The organism is Labrenzia sp. OB1, assembly GCF_001624695.1.
Classification (GTDB): domain Bacteria; phylum Pseudomonadota; class Alphaproteobacteria; order Rhizobiales; family Stappiaceae; genus Roseibium.
In genome coordinates this window covers 268,720-280,789 of the sequence record NZ_JSEP01000006.1, presented here as the reverse complement: position 1 = coordinate 280,789, position 12,070 = coordinate 268,720, and the positions used below count along the sequence as shown (strand labels likewise).

Annotated in this window: 11 protein-coding genes and 1 pseudogene; 8 read left to right on the top strand and 4 right to left on the bottom strand. The window is 58.2% G+C overall.

Translation table 11 applies throughout. The annotated features are described in order from the left end of the window. Window positions 1-11 precede the first annotated feature (11 nt). Both OA90_RS10740 and OA90_RS10735 read right to left on the bottom strand, forming a co-directional pair. Window positions 12-995 (bottom strand): annotated as a pseudogene (locus OA90_RS10740) (IS4 family transposase); the annotation flags it as partial. Between the two features lie 104 nt (window positions 996-1,099). Continuing rightward, the coding region (locus OA90_RS10735; protein WP_156510457.1) for a DUF4372 domain-containing protein at window positions 1,100-1,293 on the bottom strand (194 nt) is incomplete at its 3' end. A gap of 501 nt (window positions 1,294-1,794) precedes the next feature. On the opposite strand from OA90_RS10735, the gene OA90_RS28520 reads away from it, so the two are divergent. Both OA90_RS28520 and OA90_RS10725 read left to right on the top strand, forming a co-directional pair. Next, window positions 1,795-1,995 (top strand): hypothetical protein, encoded by a 201-nt coding sequence (locus OA90_RS28520; RefSeq protein ID WP_156510455.1) that lies wholly within the window; start codon window positions 1,795-1,797, stop codon window positions 1,993-1,995. 668 nt (window positions 1,996-2,663) lie between these two features. Beyond that, window positions 2,664-3,920 (top strand): choice-of-anchor tandem repeat GloVer-containing protein, encoded by a 1,257-nt coding sequence (locus OA90_RS10725; protein WP_068410524.1) that lies wholly within the window; start codon window positions 2,664-2,666, stop codon window positions 3,918-3,920. Window positions 3,921-4,031: 111 nt separating this feature from the next. On the opposite strand, the gene pcaF is transcribed toward OA90_RS10725, so the two are convergent. Then, complete coding sequence (gene pcaF, locus OA90_RS10720; RefSeq protein WP_068410522.1) at window positions 4,032-5,237, bottom strand: 3-oxoadipyl-CoA thiolase; 1,206 nt, start codon at window positions 5,235-5,237, stop codon at window positions 4,032-4,034. Between the two features lie 112 nt (window positions 5,238-5,349). Further along, complete coding sequence (locus OA90_RS10715; RefSeq protein ID WP_068410518.1) at window positions 5,350-6,753, bottom strand: mannose-1-phosphate guanylyltransferase/mannose-6-phosphate isomerase; 1,404 nt, start codon at window positions 6,751-6,753, stop codon at window positions 5,350-5,352. Between the two features lie 172 nt (window positions 6,754-6,925). Here OA90_RS10715 and OA90_RS10710 point away from each other — a divergent pair, with 172 nt between their 5' ends. From OA90_RS10710 to OA90_RS10685, 6 genes are all read left to right on the top strand, one after another. Then, window positions 6,926-7,864 carry a metal ABC transporter ATP-binding protein gene (locus OA90_RS10710; protein ID WP_082836970.1) on the top strand — a complete coding sequence of 313 codons (939 nt, stop codon included), beginning with the start codon at window positions 6,926-6,928 and terminating at the stop codon, window positions 7,862-7,864. Further along, the gene (locus tag OA90_RS10705; RefSeq protein WP_068410512.1) at window positions 7,854-8,681 is read left to right on the top strand and encodes a metal ABC transporter permease; all 828 of its coding nucleotides are present in this window, start codon (window positions 7,854-7,856) and stop codon (window positions 8,679-8,681) included. Before OA90_RS10710 ends, OA90_RS10705 begins: the two co-directional genes overlap by 11 nt. After that, window positions 8,678-9,085: a Fur family transcriptional regulator gene (locus tag OA90_RS10700; protein ID WP_068410509.1), complete on the top strand. Its 408-nt coding sequence runs from the start codon at window positions 8,678-8,680 to the stop codon at window positions 9,083-9,085. Before OA90_RS10705 ends, OA90_RS10700 begins: the two co-directional genes overlap by 4 nt. Window positions 9,086-9,180: 95 nt before the next feature. Continuing rightward, window positions 9,181-9,762 carry an NnrU family protein gene (locus OA90_RS10695; protein WP_068410506.1) on the top strand — a complete coding sequence of 194 codons (582 nt, stop codon included), beginning with the start codon at window positions 9,181-9,183 and terminating at the stop codon, window positions 9,760-9,762. A gap of 199 nt (window positions 9,763-9,961) precedes the next feature. Further along, entirely contained in the window at window positions 9,962-10,642 is a 681-nt protein-coding gene (locus tag OA90_RS10690) for a tetratricopeptide repeat protein (protein ID WP_068410502.1), read from the top strand. Then, window positions 10,643-11,995 carry a PQQ-like beta-propeller repeat protein gene (locus tag OA90_RS10685; RefSeq protein ID WP_082836969.1) on the top strand — a complete coding sequence of 451 codons (1,353 nt, stop codon included), beginning with the start codon at window positions 10,643-10,645 and terminating at the stop codon, window positions 11,993-11,995. It abuts the gene before it with no gap. Window positions 11,996-12,070: the final 75 nt, after the last annotated feature.

Sequence of the window (12,070 nt, the reverse complement as noted above, 5' to 3'; positions counted from 1 at the left end):
GCTCTCAGCAGGATATAGGCGATCAAGGCGATGAAGATCTGGATGCGTACGGCATTCTCGGACGTTCCGAGGAAATGCCGGATCTTCAGGTTCTGCTTGATCCACTTGAAGAACAGCTCGATTTGCCAGCGTTGTTTGTAGAGATCGGCGATTTCGTCGGCCGGTGCGTCCAGGTCGTTGGTGACAAGCCGGATGGTTTTGCCTGTTGAGATCCGTACGGTGATCTCACGGACGGGATCGTCGAAGGGATTGCTGCGCGACCGGGCCAAGCGCTGTGGGAGCAACCCGATGCGGTCGGAAAGGATGTTGCTGCTTGCGGGCACATCCCGTTCTGCGCTGACCTGAAGGTTTGTGTTGGTCTTCAACCGGGAAACGAACCGGCATCCATTCGCGTCGAGCTTCTTCCACCAAGCGTAATCGTAATAGCCGAGATCGAACACATAGGTCATCCCCGGCTCGACCTCCATGTCTTTGGCAGGGAGAACATCGTGAACCCTTTGACCGGTTACAGTGGTCTCCAGCGCGGTGTCAGCATACGGATCGTAAGTGACATGCAGCTTGATGGCCCGATGGCCGCTTACTGTATCGGCCCAACCTGTCCCGGCCGAAGACAAGCGGATCCGAGTGGCATCGAGGATGCGCACGGCATCTGCCAGGTGCCTGCGTGTTCGCCGACTGGCGGCAGCAGCCATAAAGGCGAAGAGCTCAGCATAGAGTGCGGCCGGCCGCCGGGCATTGGCGTCAGCCAGTGTCGTCCTGGCCACGCAGCTGCCGCCCGCATGATAAAGCCGGGCGGATTGGCTCATCAGACCGGTCTCAATCTCCCTGAGGCTCTGCGCGCCTGCAAGCTGGCCGAACAAAAGGGCCAGAAACTGGGTCTTCGTCGTCAAACGGCGGACGCGGTGGTCCGCTTTATGCTCATCCACAAGGCGATTGAACTCGCCCCAAGGAACATGCTTCAGCACTTGATGAAAAACGCTATTGTGATGGCGCATGACATTGATCCTCTGTTCGTGTCTCAAACGCGGCCAAACGTCTGAAACCGAGTAGAATCAATGTCATGCGCTCTGTCTAGATTTTTAAACCGGACAGCAGTGGNCTCATCAGACCGGTCTCAATCTCCCTGAGGCTCTGCGCGCCTGCAAGCTGGCCGAACAAAAGGGCCAGAAACTGGGTCTTCGTCGTCAAACGGCGGACGCGGTGGTCCGCTTTATGCTCATCCACAAGGCGATTGAACTCGCCCCAAGGAACATGCTTCAGCACTTGATGAAAAACGCTATTGTGATGGCGCATGACATTGATCCTCTGTTCGTGTCTCAAACGCGGCCAAACGTCTGAAACCGAGTAGAATCAATGTCATGCGCTCTGTCTAGATTTTTAAACCGGACAGCAGTGGATCAAGCCCTGCAATGACGGAGCAATTTCAGGGAATTTGCGGCTTCAAGTCGGAATCGCACGCGATGGAGATGATAACCACGGCGAGAACGAGTTACGGGCAACAGGCCACAAGGCGCTTCACAGGAGGCGCCTTTTTTGTTTTCTGACGCCTGTATACAGCGAGCGAAATTAACCAAACTCGTTAAAATACAACTTAAAATCGAACCATACCTGTTGTGTGCAGGAACAGAACGTTTTACGACCTTGGGTAGATTAATAATCTATTAACCATTGCTTGGGGTTGTGATGCGTTATTTGTTCAGAAATTTCCATATATTTGTTTTCGTTTCTATCTCGGTCTTTTCTGCACTTTTTGTAGCGAACGAGCCCGAGCGGACTGTCCATCTTGTACGGCCGTTGGTTGCGGATGCGCTGGAACTGAGGGATCTGGCTGTGGGAGCCTATCAGGAAGCCCGCGATGTTAACCTTCGGGACACAGCCGATGAAGCCCTCTCGCTCTATATCAGGACCTTGAGAATGCCGACCTTGCTGTTCGAAGGTCTTTCGGAGAGGATCGATGAGGTCGAACGCAAGATGGCCAGGCAGTCGCGCACTTGAATAGTCCGGAATGCAGGACGAGCCTCGATAGAGGATCTCCGCGCTGCCTGCTCAAATCCGATATGCACGGGACGCCGTAGGGCAAAAGATCTAACTGTCCCGCCGCAACCGAAATCATTCGATCCCCGAATGCACCCGAAACCAGACCCTAGGCGTGCAATCCAGAAAGTTTGATCATACGCATTGAAGATTTGAGACTGGTTGGTGACCAAACACAATCAGTCTCAGGATCGATGGAACGAACGACCTGTCTGGATTCCACAACTAATCCGAAGACACCGCCCACCCGGGCGACCGCCACCTGACCACTACCCCCGGAGGCGGCACTGTCAGGCGATTACGCTCTTTGTAAAGTCAACAGGAGCTGATTTTCAACTTAAAAGACAGTGTGATTGCCATACACAACCTTGTGTATCATCATTCAATAAATCGGCTCGATTCGCGCAGTCGATAGAATGCCTTATCTGCGGATAAGAGGGGGGCAATTAAATGACACAAGACCAGTCATCGAACGTTGTATGCTCAACGCTATACAGCTTTGGCGCCACTTTTAAAGACGGAAATACACCGAACGGCCGCCTTGTCATCGACCCTTCAGGCAATCTTTATGGGGTTTTGAATACCGGGGGGTAAGTAACGATCAGGGGCTGGGGAACGGCTTAGTGTTCATGCTTGCGCCGGACACGCATGGCGAAAGCTATCAATATAAAGTGTTGCACAGGTTCGCCGGCGGGACAGCGGATGGCGCACGTCCGGTTGGGGGGCTGGTCATGGGCCCGGACGGCAACCTTTATGGTACGGCAGCCGGTGGCGGGACTGGCTGGACTGGGACTGTCTTCATGCTTGCGCCCAATGCCACCGGTGGCTGGGATCACACCAATTTATACAATTTCAGCCCGGCTCCTCCAGCCTCGGGGAAAAATTCGGACGGTGCGGCACCGACAAGCCATCTGGTCATAAACGCAAATGATACAACGTTATTTGGAACGACCTCCGCTGGAGGCACCAATGGTGGTGGGACAGTGTTCTCACTTACGCCAAAGCTGGGAGGGGGCTATATCTTCAAAAACCTGCACAACTTTGCAGCCCCCGGGGGCTACAATTACTTCGTTGGCGGGCTGTTGATGGATGACGCCGGAAACTTTTACGGACTGGTCTCCGCAGGAGGTGATTATTCGTCCGGCGAAATCTTCGGACTGTTCGTCTCCGGCGATCAGACTTATACCTACGAAAGCCTCTACAGTTTTCCGCAAAACAACTACGATCCTGTCCTGCCCTTCGGCAGTCTGGTCATGGACAATTCCGGACAGATGTTTGGTACGACAAATCAAGGCGGGAACATTTCGGGCACAGTCTTCAGCTACCCGAGCGGAAAAAAGCCCGCTACTCCGACCACTTTGCACGAATTCAATGATTTGAACGGAGAATCTTCCCCTTACTCAGGCGTTATCATCGATAGCGCGGGCAACCTGTTCGGAACTGCGGATTATAGCTCATCAGGTGAAGGTGGTGTCTATAAACTGACAAAGAAAGACAATGGGACATATGGCTACACCTCGTTGTTCGAATTCAACGGGAACAAAGGCGAATATCCACAAAACACTCTCGTCGCAGATCCGATGGGGCGCCTGTACGGAACGACGTCCGAAGGCGGCAAGCATGGTTATGGAACCGTTTTCAGAATCGGTGAGACGGCTGAAGCTATGGCAGTAATGGAAGGTGGTGTCGTTTTACAGATCGTCGTCACCAACCCGGGGCGTGGCTATGCTTCGCCCCCGACAGTAACGCTCACCCCATCAGAAAACGGTGCCACAGCCCAGGCTTCAGCAACAATATCCAATGGATCGGTGACCGGAATTACAGTGACGAATGCCGGCAGCGGCTATGACTTCGGACCGCAAGTGATCTTTACGCCGCCTTTTTAACCTGAAGCAATCTTTCCTCTGGGGATTTGTCGTCGGCGACAGGCTTTACAAAAGGCGCTTGGATCTCAGACCCACAAACTGACTTGCACAGCCAATTTATGGGTCTGAAGCCTAGACGGCGGCCAGTGCAATTGCGATGCCCTGTCCGACACCGATGCACATTGTCGCGAGCGCAAGTTTGCCGCCACGTTTGTTCAATTCAAGCGCGGCAGATCCCGTTATACGCGCACCTGACATGCCAAGGGGGTGGCCGAGGGCGATGGCACCGCCATTCGGATTAACATGCTCACCGTCTTCCGGCAGGCCGAGATCGCGCATGACGGCGATGCCCTGAGCGGCGAAAGCCTCGTTCAATTCGATCACATCGAACTCGGCGGGAGCGATGCCATGCCTGGCGCACAGCTTGCGTGTGGCAGGGGCAGGTCCAATCCCCATAATGCGTGGCGGAACGCCAGCCGTGGCGCCGCCGACAATCCGGGCGATCGGCTTGAGATTGTATTTCGTGACGGCGGCCTCAGATGCAATCAGGAGTGCGGCTGCACCGTCATTGACGCCGGAAGCGTTTCCGGCGGTGACCGAGCCATTGTCCCGGAAAGGTGTCTTCAGGCCGGCCAGTTGCTCCCGCGTCGTTCCGGGGCGGGGATGCTCGTCCTTATCCGCCAGCACCGGATCGCCTCTGCGCTGCGGGATCATGACCGGCACGATCTCCTCGGCGAAGCGGCCGGAGGCCTGTGCGCTCCCGGCGCGTTCCTGGCTGCGCAGTGCGAATGCATCCTGGTCCTGCCGCGAGATGCCGAATTCCTCTGCGACGTTTTCCGCCGTCTCCGGCATGGAGTCGATGCCATACTGACTTTTCAGCAGCGGATTGACGAAGCGCCAGCCAATTGTGGTGTCGTGAATTTCCGCATTTCGGGAAAACGCGGTTTCCGCCTTTGGAACAACGAAGGGCGCGCGGGACATGCTTTCCACGCCGCCCGCGATTGCCAGATCGATTTCTCCGGCCTTGATGGCTCTGGCGGCAGTCAGGACCGCATCCATTCCCGAGCCGCACAGCCGGTTGAGCGTCAGGCCGGGAACAGTGTCCGGCAACCCGGCCAGTAGCGCGCACATGCGCGCGACGTTGCGGTTGTCTTCTCCTGCCTGGTTTGCGCAGCCGTAGAACACATCATCGACACTTGCCCAGTCCGTATCCGGATTGCGCTCCATCAGTGCTTCGATCGGGATCGCTCCAAGATCGTCGGCACGCACGCCGGAAAGAATACCGCCGAACCGGCCGATCGGCGTCCGGACGTAGTCGCATATGAAGACGTGGCGCATGTGCTGTTCCTGGTCGAAGTGCAGGCAAGGGACCAACGCGGCCCGGTCTGCGGAGGGTTTTGCCGGAAATCAGAAGGGAAGGCAAGAATGCATCACAGGGCTGAGGTCTATCTCAAGTATCCTGTGATGTTTCGTTGTGCCGCATGATGTCATCCTCATCGAGATAGGTTCCCGACTGGACCTCGATCATCCGGACCGGGATCTTTCCCGGATTGTGCAACGTATGCTGCGCACCGAGAGGCACATAGGCCGACTGGTTTTCCGTCAGCAGCCTGGTCTGTCCGTTGATGGTGATTTCCATGGTTCCGGAGACGACGACCCAGTGCTCTGCCCGGTGCAGGTGGCTCTGCAGGCTGAGGCGCTTGCCGGGTTTGATCATCATCGACTGGACGGCAAACCGGTCGCCGGCATTGATGCGTTCGGTATAGCCCCACGGCCTGTAGGAGCGCGGGTGGATATCCACCTCGGTGCGGCCTTCGGCCTTGAGCTGCTCGACCACCTTTTTCACGTCCTGGGCCTTGTCCTTGTGGGCGACAAGGACGCTGTCTGTGGTGGCGATGACCATCACATCTTCAAGACCTATCAGCGAAACCAGACCGCGGCCCGCATAGGCAAGACAGCCGGTGCTGTCCAGAAAGCGTGCGTCTCCAAGAGCGGAGTTGCCGTCGCTGTCCTTGTCGAGCACTGTCCAGATCGCCGACCATGAGCCAAGATCGTCCCAATCCGGCGCCATCGGCGCACAAACGACATCCTCCGCCTTTTCCATGATTGCGTAATCGATGGAGATATCGGCGAGTTTTTCGAAACTCTCCTGATCGAGGCGCGTGAAATCCAGGTCTCCATGCCGGGATTGCATGACCGCGGCAACATCCTTGTGCATGTCCGGCTGGTACGTCTTGAACGCCTCGATCATTGTTTGTGCCGAATAAAGGAATATGCCGGCATTCCAGACATATCCGCCATCCTTCAGGAAAGACTCGGCGCGGACAAGATCGGGTTTTTCGACAAACGCCTCCACCGGCCGGACCGGGGCGTCGCCTCCGGCAACCTTGATATAGCCGTAGCCGGTATTGGGCTCGCTCGGCGTGATGCCGAAAGTGACGATGGCGCCGTTCCTGGCCGCTTCTTCGGCGGCAAAGACGGCTTCAAGGAACATGTCCTCTTTCTGGATCAGGTGGTCTGAAGGAAGCAGCAACACGAGCGCATCCGGGTCGTTCTCGGCAGCGATCATGGCTGCCATGAGTGCCGGAGGGGCCGTGTTTCGTCCTACCGGTTCCAGCAGGATCGAGTTCGCCTCCAGGCCTACCTCGGAAAGCTGCTCTCCGATTAGAAAGCGATGATTGTTGCTGCCGATCACGACAGGGGCCGCAAAGCCGGGCTGGTTGACGCGCTTGCAGGTTTTCTGGAAAAGGCTTTCGCCGTCAAACAGCGTCAAAAACTGCTTCGGCCGGTCCGTACGGGACAAGGGCCAGAGACGCGAACCGATGCCGCCGGACAGAATGCATGGAAAAATCATATGGCTATTCCTGAAAATTCGTTTGTCCGGAGTAAACTCGGCTCTTGTCCAACCGTACCGAGAGATAAACTTCGCTGGTGGAAGTTGCAAGCGGAGGACGGGACAGCTATGTGTGTTACAACATAACATAGATGCTCGCTTCTCAGGACGGGCATATCAGGCTCGCAACATCATGAAACAGCCAGACTTAACGCCAGAATCCGGTTCGGGGTCTATTCCCGCGCCCTTGCAGGAACCCGTGCTGGCACGGCTGGAGCGGGCAGGCATCCGCAAGGGGGCGGACTGGCTGGTCCGGGGTGTCGACCTGACGGTTTCACCGGGAGAAATCGTCACTTTGATCGGCCCGAACGGATCAGGAAAATCCACGACCGCCAAGATGGCGCTCGGCATTTTGAAGCCGAGCGAGGGACGCGCGTCGAGACGTCCGGGTCTCAAGGTCGGCTACGTTCCGCAGAAGCTCGCCATCGACTGGACCCTGCCGCTGAGCGTTCAGCGATTCCTGCGCCTCACCAATCCTCTGACCGACGCTCAATGCAGGGACGCCCTTGAGCAGACCGGTGCCGTCAGGCTGATGAACTCGGAAATGCGGACCCTGTCGGGTGGAGAGCTCCAGCGCGTCATGCTGGCGCGGGCCATCGCGCGGCATCCCGATCTTCTCGTCCTCGACGAGCCGGTGCAAGGTGTGGATTATGCCGGTGAAATCGCTATTTACGACCTTATCTCCGAAATTCGCGGCTCTCTCGGGTGCGGCATTCTGATGATTTCCCATGACATTCACATCGTCATGGCCGCTGCCGACCAGATCGTCTGTCTGAACGGCCATGTCTGCTGCCGCGGGACGCCCTCCGATGTCAGCAAAAGCGACAGCTATCGGGCTCTTTTCGGCGCCCGGGCCGGCACAGCCCTGGCTGTCTATGAACATCATCACGACCATGTCCATCTGCCGGACGGGCAGGTGCGCCATGCCGACGGCTCGCTCTGTTCCGATTGCCCGGGTGATCATCACGATCACGCCGCGGAGGCGCACGGTGATTCCGCGAATGGGCATGTCACGGACACAACCGGCCGGGATGACGCCGGCAAACGCAAAGATCTCGGCAATGCTGGATGATTTTTTCACAAGGGCGGTGGTTGCCGCGATTGGTGTCGCACTGGTTGCCGGACCGTTGGGCTGCTTCGTCATCTGGCGCCGGATGGCCTATTTCGGCGACACGCTCTCCCATGCGGCTCTCCTGGGGGTCGCGCTTTCGCTGTTGCTGCAAATCAACACGACACTGGCAGTCGCGGGGGTCTCCGTCATTGTGGCCGTGCTGCTGCTTTTCCTGCGCCGCAGCGACACACTGTCGTCCGACGCGCTCCTGGGGCTTTTGTCCCATTCCGCACTGGCCCTGGGGCTTGTTTGCCTTGCTTTCATGACGTGGGTGCGCGTGGACCTCCTGGGATTGCTCTTCGGCGACATCCTTGCGGTGACAAGGATGGACATCGCCATGATTTATGGCGGCGGCGGGCTGGTGTTATGTGTTCTGGCGCTGATCTGGCGACGGCTCTTCGCGGCAACGGTGAGTCCGGATCTGGCCGCCGGGGAGGGCCTTGAACCGGATCGCACGGATCTTGTCTTCATGGTGCTGACAGCGGTGGTGATCGCCATCTCGCTGAAAATCATAGGTGCCCTGCTGATCACTGCTCTGCTGATCATTCCGGCCGCCGCCGCGCGCCGGCTTTCTTCAACACCGGAACAGATGGCGGTTGTTGCGGCGCTCACAGGTTCCGCGTCGGCTGTCGGGGGACTTTATGCGTCGCTGCACTATGACACGCCGTCCGGCCCGTCGATTGTTGTGGCAGCCATGGTGTTGTTTGCGGTCAGCCTTGTCCCCGGGGGGGTAATCGTGAGAAGGATGGTTTCAAAGACGCGAGGAGACCGGCCGTGAGGACGCATGCTCAACACGAACTGACCAAAAACCAGGCACTGGTCTACGGGTCTCTTTCCGATGCAGGCGGTCCCTTGACGGCCTATGCGATTCTCGATCTTCTGCGGGAAAATGGTTTCCGGGCACCGCTTCAGGTGTATAGAGCGCTCGACAAGCTGGTGGAATTCGGAATGGTTCACCGCCTGGAAAGCCTGAATGCTTTTGTGGCCTGCAGCCACAAGGGGTGTGCCGGTCACGGTTCTGCTGCTTTCGCCATCTGCGAAAAATGCGGCGATGTGCGCGAGTTCACGCCTGATGACGTGGTCAGGCTGTTGAAGGACTGGACCGAAAGCCAGGGCTTTGCTTTGGCAAGAACGACGATTGAATTGCGCGGTACCTGCAAGAGCTGCGTAGCGTCCGGTTAGCCTGGGTCTTTGCTGTTCTCTGTCCTGTTTGTCGGTCGGACAGGCCAGGTCCGGGGCGGCCGGCTCGCTTTGAGGGAAATTGAGGGAGAGCGGCAATGGTATTGCTCGTCGCGGGACTGATTTTGTTTTTGGGGGTGCACCTCGTGCCGACGAGACCGTCCCTTCGATCCGGGGTGATTTCGAGATTCGGTGAAAATGGCTACAAGGGCGCGTTCTCGCTGATTTCGGCAGCGGGCTTTATCCTGATCGTCTACGGCTATGGTGCCGCGCGGTTCGACGGCTCGCCGCTTTTGTACGATCCGCCCGTCTGGCTGCGTCATGTCACCTTGTTGCTGATGATACCGGTCTTCATCTTTCTTGTTGCCGCTTACGTCCCGTGCCGGATCCGGAATGCCCTGAAACATCCGATGCTGGTGGCGATCAAGCTCTGGGCCCTGTCCCATCTGCTCGCCAACGGCGACCTGGCTTCCGTTCTGCTCTTCGGTTCTTTCATGGCCTGGGCGGTCTTTGACAGGATATCGGTCAAGCGGCGCGGGCCCGGGGCCGGGCGGCCTGACTTCGTTTCCGGCGATCCCGGCAAATGGTCGGATATCGGCGTGATTCTGGCCGGGCTCACGCTTTATGGACTGTTCGTCTGGAAACTGCATGCGCTGCTGATCGGAGTGCCGGTGACCTGAAGCGGTCACACCGCGTCGGAAATTCAGGTTGATCCGGCCTTTTCGGCAGGCCTTGCCCCACTTGCGCCATGAAATGCAGGTTAAGCCCGTTCAGGGAATTGCCCGAAACGGATCAAATGGATAATGTGCGCCACTCAAACAGGGGCACAGTCCGGCCAGTCTGCCGGACCGATAGAGTGAATGCAGGAAAAAGACACGCATGTCCGATATATTTCGTGAAGTCGATGAAGACATCCGCCAGGAGAAGTACCGTCGGCTTTGGGACCGGTTCGGCTTCTGGTTGATCGGTGTTGCGGTCCTGATCGTGGTCGGCACGGGTGGCTATCGCGGCTGGCTCTATTGGCAGGAAAATCAGTCACAGACGGCCGGCGACACATTCTTTGAAGCTGTGCAGATGTCTGAAGCCGGAGATTTCGAGGGGGCGGCGGCTCTTTACGGTGAACTCGACACGGCCATAGGCGGTTATCCCGCTCTGTCGAGGTTCCGCCAGGCGACGGATCTGGCGAATGCCGGACAGACGGAGGAGGCGCTTGCCGAATTCGACGCCCTGTCTTCGCAGAGCGGCCTCTCGGATGCCTTCAAGGATGTGGCGGCTCTGCGTGCCGGCTATCTTGCGGTTGATGCGCAGGATTACACCAGCGTTGCCGACCGGGTGGAACGACTGACGGGCGATACAGGGCCGTTTCGTGCGGCGGCGCGTGAACTTCTTGCCCTAAGTGCTTGGAAAAACGGTGATATCGAAACCGCTCGCCAATGGATAACCGCGCTAGAGGATGATCCGGAAACACCCGCTGATCTTAACCGCCGTGTGGCGCTTCTTGCCGATGTCATCCGCGCCGAGAACGGCGACGTGAACGCGGACAGTGAAGGAAACAACTAGGTGATTTTTGCGACCGTTTCTTCCAGCCGGCGCGGCTTGTTGGGTGTACTGGCTTTGTCTCTGGCCCTGACCGGATGCGGCACGGTTGGCGAGTTTGCCGACAGCGTCAACCCCTTTAGCAGTGAAAAGACCTTGCCGGGCGAACGCGCACCGGTTTTCGACGGCGCGGATCCGGCCGCGCAGGCGCTCGGCCAGTCCGCATCGGTTGGACCTGCCACCGGTGGGCAAAGCTGGACCACCGCAGGCGGCGGTTTGACCAACGATCCGGGCAACGTGGCCATTTCCGTTTCAGGCAACAGGTCCTGGCGCTCTCAGGTCGGTTCATCGGGCGGCGGCATTACGTCCTCGGCGCTGAGAATTTCGGCCCGTCCCGTCAGCGATGGCAGCCGGATCTACATCTACAAGCCGAATGGCGAAGTCGTGGCCCTGTCGACAGGGGGCGCACGCCAGTGGACGCAGAATCTGCGTCCGGAAGGCGAACGTGACATTGGCCCCGGCGGCGGCGTTACCGTCGAGGGCAGCGTGGTCTATGCCGCCACCAGCTACAGGCAGCTCGCCGCACTCGAAGCAGGATCCGGCCGTGTGATCTGGAAGGTCGATCTGGATACGCCGGCGCGCGGCGCGCCTGTGGCCGGAGCCGGCCATGTGTTCGTGGTCTCTCAATCCAACGAGGTCTATGCACTCTCCCAGTCCGATGGCAGCATTGCCTGGACATATGCCGGAATTGAGGAAACCGCCGGACTTCTGTCCGCCGCAAATCCCGCCATTTCGGGCAATCGCGTGATCGTGCCGTTCTCGTCCGGTGAAATCATGGCCATCAACATCAAGTCCGGCGAACCGGAATGGGTTGACGGCGTTTCGCGCGGCTTCCGCACGCTGGCTCTCTCGGGTCTGGCGGATGTTTCGGCAAGTCCGGTTGTCACCGGCAACACGGTTTATGCAACCGGTGTCGCCGGCCGTACGGTCGCCGTGGACGTTCGTGGCGGACAGCGCAAGTGGGAACAGGATCTCGGCAGCGTACATACGCCGGTCGTGTCCGGAAGCGCGCTGTTCATGGTGGATCTCGATGACCGGATGGTGGCGCTCAGCCTGAAGTCCGGGGAAACCCTTTGGGCAACGGCTCTGCCGCGCCCGGAAAAGAAGAAACGCCGGCGCAACTGGGCAGGACCCATATTGGCCAACGGATCTCTTGTGGCGTTTTCCAGCGACGGTCAGGTTGTTCTCGTGGATGCCGCTTCCGGCAAGATTATGTTGACCCAGCGCACCAACACGGATGTGTACGTGACACCGATCGCGGCGGGAGGCCGTGTGGTCGTGCTGACGGGCAGTGACGGCGTCGCCGCGTTCAATTAGCTTTTGGAGCACTTGCGTCCACAGAACCTCGGACGGAATGCTCTGACACTTTAAAATCGATCAGCTGTCCTGCTT

Bases quoted from the DNA above. Each gene is read 5' to 3' on its own strand.
- OA90_RS10725 (WP_068410524.1), top strand. From the start codon at position 2,664: ATGCTTGCGCCGGACACGCATGGCGAAAGCTATCAATATAAAGTGTTG.
- pcaF (WP_068410522.1), bottom strand. From the start codon at position 5,237: ATGCGCCACGTCTTCATATGCGACTACGTCCGGACGCCGATCGGCCGG.
- OA90_RS10715 (WP_068410518.1), bottom strand. From the start codon at position 6,753: ATGATTTTTCCATGCATTCTGTCCGGCGGCATCGGTTCGCGTCTCTGG.
- OA90_RS10710 (WP_082836970.1), top strand. From the start codon at position 6,926: ATGAAACAGCCAGACTTAACGCCAGAATCCGGTTCGGGGTCTATTCCC.
- OA90_RS10705 (WP_068410512.1), top strand. From the start codon at position 7,854: ATGCTGGATGATTTTTTCACAAGGGCGGTGGTTGCCGCGATTGGTGTC.
- OA90_RS10695 (WP_068410506.1), top strand. From the start codon at position 9,181: ATGGTATTGCTCGTCGCGGGACTGATTTTGTTTTTGGGGGTGCACCTC.
- OA90_RS10690 (WP_068410502.1), top strand. From the start codon at position 9,962: ATGTCCGATATATTTCGTGAAGTCGATGAAGACATCCGCCAGGAGAAG.